The organism is Maribacter aquivivus, from assembly GCF_900142175.1.
GTDB lineage: Bacteria > Bacteroidota > Bacteroidia > Flavobacteriales > Flavobacteriaceae > Maribacter > Maribacter aquivivus.
The window spans coordinates 503,657-516,591 of sequence record NZ_FQZX01000002.1 but is presented as its reverse complement, the minus strand read 5'-3'; the positions used below and the strand labels follow the sequence as shown (position 1 = coordinate 516,591).

Genomic DNA, 12,935 nt, shown 5'->3' with positions numbered 1-12,935 from the left:
AGCAATTTTAACATTTTTGTTAAGGTTAGGTTAAACGTACTATCCTCTAACTGTTAAATCTTTAATTTTAACACCCAATGAACAAAAAGTTATTTGTGCTCTTAGTGGTTTTGATGAGCCTTTCACTTATTGGTCTGATTTTCGTTCAAAGTTTCTGGATTAGTAAATCCATAGATAGTGGAGAAGAACAATTCTCTAGCAGTGTTTCTGAAGCATTGAACAGCGTCACCAATAAAATTACAGAAAGAGAATCTAAAAATTATTTTGACAGGTATTTAAATGCTAAGGATAGTATAGGAGGGGAGCTTAAAGGTACTCAGCTTACTAATTTTTTCTTTATTGATAGAGATGTCAATTCTAATGAAATATTACTGTATGAACACGGTATTTTAGAAGAAGACTACGGAATCTCGTCTACGTTCTTTGATAGTAGTGATGGTGCAGATACTACCATCATTAAAAGTTATACCAGTAAGCGTACGACTTCAATTTTTAGAGAAGATATAGACTTAGAGGGTAATACACCACGCTTAAATCCAATTCAAAGATTTGAAAAAATCGGAGGACTTAATAAAATGGAGAAAGCTGCCATGGAAGATGTTTTTATGGTTTATGCCAAGCGTGTTCCTATTCATAAGCGTGTTTCTAAGCAAGAAATTGAGTTGCTTTTACAACGAGAGTTAGAGAATAGAGGAGTTGATATAGCATTTGAATATGGAGTGTATAGCAATGGTTTACCGACCAAAGTGAAATCATCTAAATTTAAATATGCAGAAGCGAATATCTATAGATCGCCCATGTTCGTAGATTATGAAGGAGTTTCAAATTTCGATTTGTTAATTTCCTTTCCTAAGAAAAAACGATTTTTGGTGCAATCTATCTTAGGTCTCGCAATGCTTTCATTATTGTTTACCATAATAATAGTGGTGGCTTATGCAGGAGCAATTTATCAGTTAATTCGTCAAAAGCAGATATCTGAAATAAAAACCGATTTCATAAATAATATGACGCATGAGTTCAAAACTCCGATTGCGACCATAAATCTTGCTGTTGAGGCGATTAGAAATCCGAAGATAATTAATGATCAAGAAAAGGTTCTACGTTATCTACAGATGATTCGCGATGAGAATAAAAGAATGCATGCACAAGTAGAAAATGTGTTAAGAATCTCTAAACTTGAAAAAAATCAGCTCGATATAAGTAAGGATAGGGTCAATGTTCACGACATTATAGAAGATGCTATTACTCACGTACAATTAATAGTTGATGATAGGGGAGGATATATTCATACGCATTTGGATGCTGAGCGTTGTGAAGTATTAGCAAATGAAATGCATTTTACCAATGTAATCGTCAATATGTTGGATAATGCAATTAAGTATTCTGAAGAGGCTCCTAAAATAGATGTGTTTACAGAAAGAGCTAAAAATTACATTATTATTAAAGTACAAGATCAAGGTGCTGGTATGAGTAAAGGTGTGGTTAAGAAAGTATTTGAAAAATTCTATCGAGAGCACACAGGAGACATACATAACGTAAAAGGACATGGATTAGGATTGTCTTACGTAAAAAAAATAGTAGAAGACCACCAAGGCGAAGTTTATGCCGAAAGTGAAAAAGGAAAAGGAAGTACATTTTACATAAAACTGCCGTTAATATAAAAATATATGGAAACAATAAACAAGAAAATACTTTTAGTAGAGGATGACCCTAATTTTGGGATTGTATTGAAGGATTATTTGTCAATGAATGACTTCGATGTCACTTTGGCAAAGAATGGAATGGAAGGTTTTGAGAAGTTCAAAAAAGATAATTATGACATTTGTATTTTAGATGTTATGATGCCTTACAAGGACGGTTTCACATTAGCGAAAGAAATTCGTGAAAAGAATGAGAATGTTCCAATTGTTTTTTTGACGGCAAAAACAATGAAGGAAGATGTTCTTAAAGGATATAAAGCTGGTGCAGATGATTATTTGAACAAGCCCTTTGATTCTGAAGTATTACTAATGAAATTAAAAGCAATTCTTCAAAGAAAAGCTTCTAATGGATTAGCTGATAGCAAGAAATTTGAATTTACAATAGGTGGTTTCCACTTAAATTCTAAATTGAGATTCTTGAAATATAAAGATACCGAGGCGATTAAGCTTTCTCCTAAAGAGAATGAGTTGTTACGTCTATTGGCTTTGCATGAAAATGATTTAATGCCAAGAGAGTTAGCTTTAACTAAAATTTGGAGAGACGATAACTACTTTACGTCTCGTAGTATGGATGTTTACATTGCTAAATTGCGTAAGTATCTTAAAGTTGATGATACTGTAGAAATATTAAATATTCACGGTGAAGGTTTCCGATTGGTGGTAAAGACTGAAGGAGAATAATTTTCAACGAAATCAAGTATAAAAAAAGCATCCTATTGGGATGCTTTTTTGTTTTTATAGCTTTTCGATAATATCGTTTACAATGTCATCTGGCGTTTGATCTATTGAAACAGTAAGGGCGTCTAAAGGAGTTTCAAGGTCATCGAATTGAGATTGTAAAAGCCCTGCAGGCATGTAATGGTTCTTTCGTTCTCTCAATCGAGAGTCGATAAGCTCAAAGCTACCTTCTAAATAAACAAATTGATGATTGTTCTCTAGGTTTTTGCCTAGTATGGTTCTATATTTTTGTTTCAGGGAAGAGCACACAATTACCGCTCCGGTAGATAAGTTCTCAATACCAACTTCGTTGAGTTTTTCTAACCAGCCCTGGCGATCATCATCGTTTAATGGGTGACCTTCTTTCATTTTTTTAACGTTCGCTTCTGGGTGAAAACTATCGCCATCAAAAAATGGGAATTGTAATTTATCAGCCAGTAGCTTACCAATAGTAGATTTTCCGCTACCTGAAACACCCATTAAGAATAAGATCTGTTTTTTAACCATTTTTTAAATTTACAATATCAGTTTCAATTTTAGGTAATAGTGTTTTAGGATCGTAATCGTATTCAACCCACTGAGTATCTTTGTTTCTTAAAAACCACGTTAGTTGTCTTTTAGCGAATCTTCGAGTGTTCTTCTTAATCTCGGATATAGCAAAATCTAAAGTCCATTCACCGTCAAAATACTTAAAAAGCTCTTTGTAACCAACCGTTTGCAAGGCGTTATAATCTTTGTGCGATAACAATCCTTTTGCCTCTTCTAAGAGTCCGGCTTCGACCATTAAGTCTACACGTTCATTAATACGTTCATATATTAAGGGGCGTTCAGCTTTCAATCCAACAGATAAAACTTTAAACTCTCTTTTAGCTTTTGGTTTGTTTAAAAACGAAGAATAGGGGCTGCCACTACCAATAGCAACTTCTAATGCTCTAATAACCCTTTGAGGATTATAGATGTCTACCTTTTCAAAATATATAGGATCTAGTTGCTTTAGTTTCTTTTGTAGTGGTCTTATACCATCTTCTGCTAGTTCTAAATTTAACTTTTCACGAATAGATGGATCTATTGTAGGGAAGGTGTTTAAGCCATCAGTAACTGCATTTACATAAAGTCCGCTACCACCAACCATAATTACTACATCATGTACTTTAAAAAGGTCGGATAGTTTTTGAATAGCTTCCCGTTCAAAATCACCGACGGTGTATTCTTCTGTAATGCTTTTGTGCTGTATAAAATGATGATTAGCTTGTTCTAGTTCTTCTAAACTAGGTACAGCAGTACCAATATTCATTTCTTTGAAAAACTGTCTAGAATCAGCTGATATAATTTCTGTTTTATAATGCTGAGCTAAAAGTATTGCCAATTTGGTCTTACCAATGGCTGTAGGGCCTACTACTGATATAAGTATTTTATTCATTTAATATTGATCCGCAATTATAACAATGGGTAGCATCATCTCTATGACCTTCTTTGCTACATGTTGGACAGGATTGTGTGTTTATATGAACATAGCTGCCAGAATCCTTCAAATTAGAAGTGTCTTCTCTGCTTTGTTTTGAAAATTCAGCCGTAACCATCCCTGTTGGTACGGCGATTATGCCATAACCTAAGAGCATAATAATTGTAGCAATTGCTTGCCCTTGTGGGGTAATTGGTGCTATATCGCCATAACCAACTGTTGTAAGCGTAACAATAGTCCAGTAGATACTTGTGGGTATACTCGTGAAACCAGCTTCATCACCTTCTATTAAGTACATGAGCGTTCCCATCATCACCGATGCAATAAGCACGGCAAATAGAAAAACGGTAATCTTTGCTCTACTAGCTTTTAAGGCTCTTTTTAATTGCGAGGCTTCCCCAAGAAAACGGGCAAGTTTTAAAATACGAAATACACGTAATAATCTAAATGCTCTAACGGCCAAAAGGACTTGGGATCCTGCAAAAATATAAGATATGTATAACGGAATAGTGGATAAGAAATCTATGATTCCGTAAAAGCTAAATATGTAATGGCTTGGTTTTTTAATAGAGATAATACGAGCAATATATTCAATGGTAAAGAAAATGGTAACTATCCATTCTAATACAAAAAGAATTTCATGATATTCGGCATCGATAGCTTTAACACTTTCGAGCATGATAAGAATAACGCTGAAAATGATAATAACGAAAAGAATAATATCGAACAGTTTACCCATAGGGGTGTCTGCTTCATAAATTATTTCATGAATTTTTCGTTTCCAAGGTGATAGTTTTTCGTCTTCCTTCAAACTAATCGTTTATTTCTATTATTTTAAGTACTCTCTTCTTTCTTAAATAAGATTCAATAAGATAATTAGCATCTCTAGTACCATTCATAGGGGTTATAATACTTTCTAAGATATGAATATTATTTATTTGATAGTTAAGATCATAGAATCCGAATCCGACTAAAGAGCCATTTTTTATTAAAATAGCACTTTGTTCTCCAATTTCTCGTCCCTTATCTACCACCACAACATTCTTGCCGTTAATGTTATTTTTAGTAGTTGCAGCAATAACACGTTTATTGTATTCTTCGACATCTTCTTTATTTATACATGCACCTTTGCAATTGCCTTCATCATAGCCCGAGCAATTGTTACGAGCTTCACTAATACCGTTTACTTTCTCACATAAGTCAAACTCTTTCGTAATTTTATACAAATAATTCTTGGCACTGAATACTCCGTTAAAAAGCCCTAGTGGCTCTTTACATTCTCTATAAGGTTTAATATCTAAAGAGAAATAACCATTTTCGTTAACGCTCTTGCAAATAGCGTGACTATACATTCTTTTTTTAGGAATGGTACTATACTTAGGTCTAAGCTTTAATAGCTCTTCATGCTCTTTTAATATCGCAACAAGTTCATTTCCTGTAAGTTCGAAAGTAACTTTTTTAGTGTCTTTGGTTAGCTTTCTAGATTTATCATTGGTCTTGGTAAAAATCTGGTTGACCCTCTTTTTTATATCGCTAGATTTGCTAAGGTGAATAATGTCTCCATCCTTATTATGCATATAGAAGACGCCCGTTTTATTAGGTAAATCTCTTACAATATCTAATTGTTTTTCAGAGAGCTCACCTTGAGTTTCTTTTCTGATAGTATCCTTTATGATAATTTTTTCAGAGTCTTTGGCAAGTAAAAGTTTAAAGAGTTTTATTGTTGCCAAGGCATCACCATTAGCCCTATGGCGATCACTTACTGGTATGCCTAATGATCTAACTAGTTTGCCTAAACTATAAGATTCTGCATCGGGTAATAATAATTTAGAAAGGTCTACGGTACAAAGGGTTTTGCGTTCAAAATTATAACCTAATCGCCTAAATTCTGTTCTCAAAATTCTATAATCGAACTGAGCATTGTGGGCTACAATAACAGTATCTTCTGTAATTTCGATAATGCGCTTAGCTACCTCGTAAAATTTAGGTGCCGTTCTTAGCATTTTACTGTTGATGCCAGTAAGTTTAACAACAAATGGTTGTATTTCCCTTTCAGGATTTACCAGGCTTATAAATTTGTCAACTACTTTTTGACCATCAAATTTGTGAATAGCAATTTCAGTGATTCCCTCTTCATTGAATTTTCCTCCAGTAGTTTCAATATCTAAAATTGCGTACATGTATTATAATATAATTTATGGGGTGGTAAGGTTTTAGATATTAATTTCTAGACCCAAAGATACTACTTCCTATACGTACCATTGTGCTACCTTCTTCAATTGCGATGTTGTAATCACCGCTCATACCCATAGAAAGGGTAGTGAAATCAGCATAATTACTTTTAAGTTTTGTGAAGAGTGATTTAAGACTAGCAAATTCTCTACGTACTTGGTCCATGTTTTCGGTAAAGGTAGCCATGCCCATTAACCCCACAATTTTTACATTTTTAAAAGCTTTAAATTCTTCGTTAGCTACTAAATCAAGTAGCTCTTCTTCGTTAAACCCGAATTTAGTGTCCTCTTCTGCAATGTGTACTTGTAATAAACATGAAATAACTCTATTGTGTTTTTCCGCTTGTTTGTTTATTTCTGCCAATAATCTAGGGCTATCAACACCATGTACCAAAGAAACGTATTCAGCCATATATTTGACCTTGTTGCGTTGTAAGTGTCCGATCATGTGCCATTCAATATCTTTTGGCATATTCTCCCACTTTTCAGTCATTTCTTGAACTCTATTTTCCCCAAAAACTCGTTGTCCCTCATCATACGCTTCTTGAATGTATGACATGGGTTTCGTTTTCGATACTGCAACCAAAGTTACAGTGTCTGGAATGTTCTTTTTAATAGCTAATAGATTTTCTTTTATAGACATATAACTATGAATTCTTAGATGCTTCTAGTTTGTAAATTGGCTTGATACTACTTCAGCTTTTCTATTTTCAGCGTAATCATAAAATCCTTCTCCAGATTTCACTCCTTTTTTTCCTGCCATAACCATATTTACAAGTAAAGGAGATGGTGCATATTTTGGATTTTTGAATCCGTCATGCATTACATTTAAGATAGAAAGACAAACATCTAATCCTATAAAATCTGCTAGTTGTAACGGCCCCATGGGGTGTGCCATACCCAATTTCATTACTGTATCTATTTCTTCTACACCAGCAACACCATGGTGTAAAGTTTCAATTGCCTCGTTGATCATTGGCATTAAAATTCTATTTGCTACGAAACCAGGGTAGTCATTAACTTCGGTCGGAGTCTTGCCTAATTTTTTAGAAAGCTCCATAATAGCAGTTGTAGTCTCATTAGAAGTACTGTAACCTCTAATAATCTCTACCAATTTCATAATCGGAACAGGATTCATAAAATGCATTCCAATAACTTTTTCAGGTCTACTAGTTGCAGCAGCTATTTGAGTTATGGAAATAGAAGAAGTATTTGAGGCTAAAATGGTATTTGGATCACAAACATCATCAAGCTCTTTAAAAATTTTCAGTTTGATTGTTACATTTTCAGTGGCAGCTTCGATTGCAAGATCAACTTTTGAAACACCCGCTTTCAATTCTGTAAAAGATTTGATGTTCGCTAGAGTATTTTCTTTATCAGAAATAGTTATTTTTTCTTTAGTAACCATTCTGTCCAAATTCTTTGCTATGGTTGCTAGACCTCTATCTAAGGCTTCTTTAGAAACATCAATTAAGTGAACCTGAAATCCGTTTTGAGCAAATACGTGGGCAATACCGTTGCCCATTGTACCTGCGCCTATAACTGCTATTGTATTCATATTTTCTTTGGATTAAATTCTGCAATTATTTGTAAAGCAACTTTTAGTGCTTGTGTACCTTGCTTTAAACTTACTACTGGGGTTGTATCATTGTTTATTGCCTCGGCAAAAGATTCGAGCTCGTCTAAAATGGCATTATTGGTCTCAATTGATGGATTCTCAAAATAAATTTGCTTTTTGATACCTTCCGCATTTTGCAGAATCATGTCGAAATCTCCTGGTTCTTCTGGGGCATCTTTCATTTTTACAACTTCGACTTTCTTTTCTAGAAAATCTACCGATATGTAGGCGTCCTTTTGAAAGAAGCGCGATTTTCTCATGTTTTTTAAAGAAATTCTACTTGCAGTTAAATTTGCTACACAACCGTTTGCAAACTCTAATCTAGCATTTGCAATATCTGGCGATTGACTAATAACAGATACTCCGCTAGCATTAACCTGTATAACTTCAGAATTTACAACACTTAAAATGGCATCGATATCATGAATCATTAAATCTAAAACTACAGGCACATCAGTACCTCTAGGGTTAAATTCAGCCAATCTATGTGCTTCAATGAACATTGGTTCATTGATAGCGTCTTTTACAGAAGTAAAAGCAGGGTTAAAGCGTTCTACATGTCCGACTTGTCCTTTTACGCCATATTCTTTTTCTAAGGCGAGAAGTGAATTAGCTTCTTCTATAGTATGAGTGATGGGTTTTTCGATGAAAATATGCTTACTTTTTTCAATAGCCTTTTTTGCACAATCGTAATGTGAAAGAGTAGGAGTTACAATATCAACAACATCAACGGCATCAATTAAATCATCGAGTTTTTTGAAATATGTATACCCGAACTCTGAACTTACTTTTTCTCCGTTTGAACTATCGGCATCGTGAAACCCTATTAGTTCATATTTTTTAGATTCGTTTAGAAGTCTAAGGTGGATTTTACCTAGATGCCCAGCTCCCAAAACACCAACTTTTAGCATTTGTTTCGTTTTCTCCAAAAATACGCATAGTTAGGTACTTTTATCCTATGCGGTATTTCAATTTTATAAAAAATAAAGATTAGTTTTCGTTGCTTCTTCCGTCGTTTGAAGAACTTTGTTAACTTTGAAGGACAAACCGACTACCATTGAAAGATACCTTAAAACACAGGGGAATGCGCAACCATTTAGCGCAAGTATTGATAGACAAAGGAATAGCTGATAAAAAAGTGCTAGATGCCGTTAGAGAGATACCTAGACATTTATTTATTGACAGTAGTTTTGAGGGGCATGCCTATCAAAACAAAGCGTTTCCTATTGCTGCAAACCAAACAATTTCGCATCCATACACCGTTGCTTTTCAAACGGAATTACTAGAAATAGAACCTGGACAAAAGGTTTTGGAAATTGGTACGGGTAGTGGGTATCAAACTGCCGTTCTTTTGAAACTAAAGGTTAAAGTGTATACTGTTGAAAGACAGTTAGAGCTATTTAAGAAAACGAATCTCTTTTTTAAGAAGATGGGTTATAGACCTAAGCAAGTAATATTTGGAGATGGTTATAAAGGCTTACCAAAAGAAGCACCTTTTGATCGTATAATAGTAACTGCCGGTGCGCCAGCAGTACCAAAAGCATTATTAGCTCAATTAAAAGTAGGGGGTAGGTTAGTAATACCTATTGGTTTTGAAGAACAGATAATGACATTATTCGTTAGAACCACAGAAAAAGAATTCTCTAAAACCGAATACGGTTCTTTTAGATTTGTGCCTTTGCTAGAAAATAAAAATTAATTATTGAAATTCTTTTTAATACGATCAAGATCTCTCTTGTTGTCACGATCTTTAATAGACTCTCTTTTATCGTAAAGCTTTTTACCCTTTGCTAATGCAATCTGCATTTTTGCAAAACCTCTTTCGTTAACAAATACACGAAGTGGTACAATCGTTAAGCCAGATGTGTTTACTTCTTTGCTGAGTTTTTTAAGCTCTCTTTTTTGTAAAAGTAATTTACGCTCTGCTTTAGGTTTATGGTTAAAATGAGATGCATGAGAATACTCATCTATTTGCATATTAATAACAAATAGCTCTTCTCTATCGTTGAACTCACAAAAACTCTCTGAGATAGAAGCTCTACCTTCTCGTATAGCCTTAATCTCGGTGCCTGCAAGAACGATACCTGCGGTAAATTTATCTAAAAGCTCATATTCAAAACGAGCTCTTTTATTCTTAATGTTTATTGTATTCTGCATCTTAGACAAAAGTAAGAACAATTAAAAGAATGTCTTAGCCTTTTAGAGCTAATTGCTGTTGTTATTAAAAGATGGAAATATTAATCGGGACAGTTACAATTGAAAATAAGTTTTTCTACAGAAGGTGTACCATTAATGATTTTAACAATAAATAGAGTTCCGTTCTCGCTATCATCGATATCAAAATACTTTTGCTCATCAATTAATTTATTGACAAACTCAGGTGTGGTGTTACTGTGACCAACAACTAAAACTTTATTATTTAAATTGTCTGTTTTAAATTGAGCAATATCAATCGTGCTAGGGTCATAATATTGAACATCGATATTTTGCTTCACAGATGTTGGTGCAGCAGTCATTGCAGTTCTATTATAGTCAGTAGAATAAATAGCGTTTAATTCTGTATCAGCAAGAATTTCTGCCCAATGCATAGCTCTACCTAGTCCTTTTTGGTTTAACTCTGGGTCAACATCATCAGGATTACTTCTGTCCTTTTCGGCATGTCTTATAAGGTAAAAAGTGGAAATTGAAGTTTGTTCTTGGGATTTATCAATTACTGGTTCATCTTTGCAAGAAAGATTGATTGCTAGCAAAATAAAAAGAACAATTTTGAATGCTTTCATGGAATTATGTTTGGTGTATTAAATTAATAACTAAAATTACTTCAAAATAGTACTATAAATAGTCTATTTTTTGTTTTTTTGCATATGAAAAATTTTTGTGGGGCGCTTCTTATCGGATTTGTAGTTCTAGGTCTTAAGGCTCAGGAAGTCGTTTTACCTACTGATTTTAGGCAACAAAACCTCACGGAGTATAACGGGAGCTTAATAAACCCTGCTTATAGTTTAAATCGCAATAATCCTTCTTCAGTAGCTTTGTGGGCTAGATGGCAATGGCAATCTTATGATGGTGACCCAACCTCGTTATTTTTAAATTACACAACAAGACTTAATGATGTTTCAGCTGCCGGTGTTGGTTTTTTTCAACACAATACAGGAATTTTCTTGAATACCGGTGCAGCTCTTAACTATGCTCATACCATAGAATTGAGTGAAGGTGTTATTTTAGGTGTTGGTTTAAATGTGTTTGCATTTCAGCAGAAGTTAGCAGATGATCGCTTTTTTATACCTAACCCATTACAGACTACTGCGGAGAATGATTTTATTCTGCAAATGGCACCAGGAGTTAATTTGAGTATTGATAGATTTAATATTGGTCTAGTATCAGAAAACTTATTCGATTATAATTTCACTTCTAATGAGCGTAATTCTAGTCCTGATGATAGAATGTTTCAGGCTTTGGTAAGCTATGATTTTCCTGTTGACGTTTTAAGTACGGATGATAGTTCTGTTTTAAGACCTATGTTGTATTATAAGACGATACCAGGTTTAGATAACCAAGTAGGGTTGACTACATTGTTAACGACAAATAAATATTGGGCACAAGCAGGTTATAATAGCTTTTACGGATTTTCAGGAGGTGTTGGAGGTCGTTTCTTTAAGCGATTCTCTTTTGGTGCGTTAATTGAAGTGGGTACTAGTTCAGATTTAAAGGGACAAGATCCTTCTTTCGAATTGGTAACATCATATAAGTTAGGTACGCTTCAAACACCTGAAGAAAAACTCGAAGAACAATTAATTGCCGGAGAGGAAAAGCAAAAAGAAGATTCACTTGTTAAGCAAGAGGAGAAAGAAGTATTGTCTAATGAATTAACAAAGGCTGAAAAGTTGGCACTGAAGCGTGAATCTAAAAAGCAAGAGCGTTTAGCACTTATTGAAAGCAATAGATTAAAAGATTCAATTCAGACCGCTTCAAGAAAATCTGATTTAGTAGTAAAGGAATCAAAAAGAGATATCAGAAGAAAAAGTGATTCTGTAGAAAGTGCAAGATCGGCACAAGCATTAGCTTCTGCAAATGCTTTAAAACAACAAAGACAACAAGATTCTATAGCGGCGGTTATGAAAAAAGAAGCAGCAGCTGTAGCATTGGCTCAACAACAAAGACAAGATTCAATTGCGCAAAGCGAAGCTTTAGCAATGCGAAATGAAGTTGTAAAGGTTAAAGCTGGTGAGAAGTATGAAGAAGTAACCAAAGAAGGTTCTTTAGAGCCTGGTTATTACTTAATAGCCAATGTATTTGGCACTAAGAAGTATTTAGACGCTTTCTTGGCAGATATGCAGAAAAAAGGAATCAATGCCAAATCATTCTTTAGACAAAAGAATAAATATAATTATGTTTATCTAGCTAAATACAACTTCATTAAAGATGCTAGAGAAGCTAGAGACTCTAAATTAGGAGGCAAATACACTGATAAAATCTGGATATTCAGGGTAACGGGGGAGTAGTAAATTTTACTATTATCTAATGTGTTCGTTTAGAATACACTAAAGTGTAAGAGAAAGATTTATTTAAGTTCTCTTTTAATTAATACATCTAAATACGTTATTGTATTCAGTAGGTACTTACGGTCTTTTGTAATCGTTGCCATTGCAATGGCGCCTTGAATAATCGTAAATAATTGTTTTGAGAATTGTAGTGGAGAAACCGGTAGTTTAAGTTCTTCATTATTGATTCCGTTTTCAAAGACCAAGGCTATTTTTCCTTCAATATCCTTTATTGTTTCCTTTGCGGCGGCAGCAAGTAGTTTGTTATTGTGTTGTGCATCTATGCCAACATTTAATATAGGGCAGCCACCCATTTTCATGGTGAATATGTCATACTTTTTATAGAACTCAATAAGATTCTCAATTTTAGCCATAGCCTTACCTTCAATTGATAAATGCTCGTCAATGGCGGCAAGTAATAAGCTTCTATTGTATTGGAAGGCAGCTAATGCTAATGCCTCTTTATTTTCGAAATTACCATAAAGCGCACCTTTAGTTAAATTAGTTGCATCGGTTAAATCGCTCATACTTGTGCCTACATACCCGTGTTTATTAAATACAGGTGCGACAGTCTCAATAATAAATGCAGTAGTTCTTTCGGCTTTGGTTGACATAATAGACTGTTTTAATGCGAATATAAATAATCTATACTGTATGGTATATACT

Annotated in this window: 14 protein-coding genes; 4 read left to right on the top strand and 10 right to left on the bottom strand. The window is 34.2% G+C overall.

From position 1 onward, the window contains the following. The first annotated feature begins 77 nt into the window (after nt 1–77). Entirely contained in the window at nt 78–1,661 is a 1,584-nt protein-coding gene (locus BUC31_RS12705) for a sensor histidine kinase (RefSeq protein WP_073244748.1), read from the top strand. A 6-nt stretch (nt 1,662–1,667) separates the two neighbouring features. Continuing rightward, on the top strand, nt 1,668–2,381 hold the full coding sequence (locus BUC31_RS12700; protein ID WP_073244746.1) for a response regulator transcription factor: 714 nt from the start codon (nt 1,668–1,670) through the stop codon (nt 2,379–2,381). 54 nt (nt 2,382–2,435) lie between these two features. On the opposite strand, the gene BUC31_RS12695 is transcribed toward BUC31_RS12700, so the two are convergent. Genes BUC31_RS12695 through BUC31_RS12665 form a run of 7 tightly spaced genes read right to left on the bottom strand, consistent with a single transcriptional unit; the run spans nt 2,436 to nt 8,639 of the window. Beyond that, complete coding sequence (locus BUC31_RS12695) at nt 2,436–2,924, bottom strand: gluconokinase (protein ID WP_073244745.1); 489 nt, start codon at nt 2,922–2,924, stop codon at nt 2,436–2,438. Continuing rightward, nucleotides 2,917–3,837, bottom strand: coding sequence for a tRNA (adenosine(37)-N6)-dimethylallyltransferase MiaA (miaA, locus tag BUC31_RS12690; protein ID WP_073244743.1), 921 nt, complete (start codon nt 3,835–3,837; stop codon nt 2,917–2,919). Before miaA ends, BUC31_RS12695 begins: the two co-directional genes overlap by 8 nt. Then, entirely contained in the window at nt 3,830–4,690 is an 861-nt protein-coding gene (locus BUC31_RS12685; protein ID WP_073244742.1) for an ion transporter, read from the bottom strand. Before BUC31_RS12685 ends, miaA begins: the two co-directional genes overlap by 8 nt. A gap of 1 nt (nt 4,691) precedes the next feature. After that, nucleotides 4,692–6,059, bottom strand: coding sequence for an exonuclease domain-containing protein (locus tag BUC31_RS12680; protein ID WP_073244740.1), 1,368 nt, complete (start codon nt 6,057–6,059; stop codon nt 4,692–4,694). A 40-nt stretch (nt 6,060–6,099) separates the two neighbouring features. Further along, nucleotides 6,100–6,753, bottom strand: a complete 654-nt coding sequence (locus tag BUC31_RS12675; RefSeq protein ID WP_073244738.1) for a YggS family pyridoxal phosphate-dependent enzyme — start codon at nt 6,751–6,753, stop codon at nt 6,100–6,102. A 24-nt stretch (nt 6,754–6,777) separates the two neighbouring features. Beyond that, a complete protein-coding gene (locus tag BUC31_RS12670) occupies nt 6,778–7,668 on the bottom strand; it encodes a 3-hydroxybutyryl-CoA dehydrogenase (protein ID WP_073244737.1) in 891 nt (296 codons plus the stop codon). Continuing rightward, nucleotides 7,665–8,639 carry a Gfo/Idh/MocA family protein gene (locus BUC31_RS12665; protein ID WP_073244735.1) on the bottom strand — a complete coding sequence of 325 codons (975 nt, stop codon included), beginning with the start codon at nt 8,637–8,639 and terminating at the stop codon, nt 7,665–7,667. Before BUC31_RS12665 ends, BUC31_RS12670 begins: the two co-directional genes overlap by 4 nt. A 146-nt stretch (nt 8,640–8,785) precedes the next feature. Between BUC31_RS12665 and BUC31_RS12660 the strand changes: the two genes are divergently transcribed. Beyond that, on the top strand, nt 8,786–9,427 hold the full coding sequence (locus tag BUC31_RS12660) for a protein-L-isoaspartate(D-aspartate) O-methyltransferase (protein WP_073244733.1): 642 nt from the start codon (nt 8,786–8,788) through the stop codon (nt 9,425–9,427). On the opposite strand, the gene smpB is transcribed toward BUC31_RS12660, so the two are convergent. Both smpB and BUC31_RS12650 read right to left on the bottom strand, forming a co-directional pair. Next, entirely contained in the window at nt 9,424–9,885 is a 462-nt protein-coding gene (gene smpB, locus BUC31_RS12655) for an SsrA-binding protein SmpB (RefSeq protein WP_073244732.1), read from the bottom strand. The genes BUC31_RS12660 and smpB overlap by 4 nt on opposite strands. Before the next feature lie 80 nt (nt 9,886–9,965). Beyond that, entirely contained in the window at nt 9,966–10,508 is a 543-nt protein-coding gene (locus BUC31_RS12650) for a SixA phosphatase family protein (protein WP_073244730.1), read from the bottom strand. An 84-nt stretch (nt 10,509–10,592) separates the two neighbouring features. Between BUC31_RS12650 and BUC31_RS12645 the strand changes: the two genes are divergently transcribed. Next, nucleotides 10,593–12,230, top strand: a complete 1,638-nt coding sequence (locus BUC31_RS12645; RefSeq protein ID WP_073244728.1) for a PorP/SprF family type IX secretion system membrane protein — start codon at nt 10,593–10,595, stop codon at nt 12,228–12,230. A gap of 59 nt (nt 12,231–12,289) precedes the next feature. Here the strand turns inward: BUC31_RS12645 and BUC31_RS12640 are convergent, their stop codons facing one another. Next, nucleotides 12,290–12,883, bottom strand: a complete 594-nt coding sequence (locus tag BUC31_RS12640) for a TetR/AcrR family transcriptional regulator (protein ID WP_073244726.1) — start codon at nt 12,881–12,883, stop codon at nt 12,290–12,292. Between the last annotated feature and the right edge of the window lie 52 nt (nt 12,884–12,935).